This window comes from Polaribacter sp. 11A2H, from assembly GCF_011379025.1.
Taxonomy (GTDB): domain Bacteria; phylum Bacteroidota; class Bacteroidia; order Flavobacteriales; family Flavobacteriaceae; genus Polaribacter.
The window spans coordinates 1-915 of sequence record NZ_WTLD01000050.1; the positions used below are offsets into that span (position 1 = coordinate 1).

At 27.5% G+C, this 915-nt stretch carries 2 protein-coding genes; both read left to right on the top strand.

From position 1 onward, the window contains the following. Window positions 1–280 precede the first annotated feature (280 nt). Window positions 281–523 carry a hypothetical protein gene (locus tag GQS58_RS16860; protein WP_166388054.1) on the top strand — a complete coding sequence of 81 codons (243 nt, stop codon included), beginning with the start codon at window positions 281–283 and terminating at the stop codon, window positions 521–523. After that, window positions 514–831, top strand: coding sequence for a type II toxin-antitoxin system RelE/ParE family toxin (locus GQS58_RS16865; RefSeq protein ID WP_166388055.1), 318 nt, complete (start codon window positions 514–516; stop codon window positions 829–831). The genes GQS58_RS16860 and GQS58_RS16865 overlap by 10 nt, the downstream gene beginning before the upstream one ends. The last annotated feature ends 84 nt before the right edge of the window (window positions 832–915 follow it).

Here is a 915-nt window from a genome sequence, read left to right on the forward strand (position 1 = left end):
ATAACCTTATTCCTCTCTTTTGTGCTTTCTTATTATATGTCTTAAATTTAGTGTTTTTATTAAAATGCTAACTTAAGACGTATATAATTTATTGCTAGTTCTTGCCTGCTTACGAAAACCCTCGCGGATTTTCTATTCGGTTTTTATTTGCTAAATTACGTTCTCAATCACGCAACAAACCATATACAAAAACGTTGGCAACAAGCTATGAAATTCGTCAATTAAAGAAATATAGAGTATTAAATTGATATTTTTGTATCTTTGATAAAAAGCTAATAAAATGGATTTACAAACAAGAAAACTAGAACTTATTCAAGAGTTTTTAAAGATTCAAAGTGAAGATGTAATTTCGCGACTTGAAAAAATCCTTAGAAAAGAAAACAAAATTTCAGATAATGGAGAGTTTAAACCAATGTCTATGGAGGAATTTAATTCTCGAATTGACAAATCTATGGAAGATTCACTAAATGGTCGACTAATAGAATCCAGCGAATTAAAAGCCAGTATCGATAAATGGAATTAAAATTATTTTGGACTAATTTTTCTCAAAAAGAACTAGAAAAAATTTATCAATATTATCGAGAAAAAGCCGGAAATCGAATAGCAAAAAAAATCGTTAACGGAATTTATAATGAGACTTTAAAACTTAAAAGGCAACCAGAAATTGGACAAGCTGAAGAACTTCTTAAGAATAGAAAACAAGAATTCAGATATTTAGTCTATAAAAATTATAAAGTCATTTATTGGATTAACAATACAGAAAACAGAATTGAAATAAATGATGTTTTTGATACTCGCCAAAACCCAATAAAAATAGAACGGAAAAAATAAAAGCCAGTTGCCAACAAAGTACTGTGGTAAAAAACAAGTAAAAACTCATTAATTTTTCACTAAAACACTTCTGTAATTATTATC

What these genes read in the sequence shown, in the direction of transcription:
- GQS58_RS16860 (WP_166388054.1), top strand. Translation starts at nt 281, where the DNA reads ATGGATTTACAAACAAGAAAACTAGAACTTATTCAAGAGTTTTTAAAG.
- GQS58_RS16865 (WP_166388055.1), top strand. Translation starts at nt 514, where the DNA reads ATGGAATTAAAATTATTTTGGACTAATTTTTCTCAAAAAGAACTAGAA.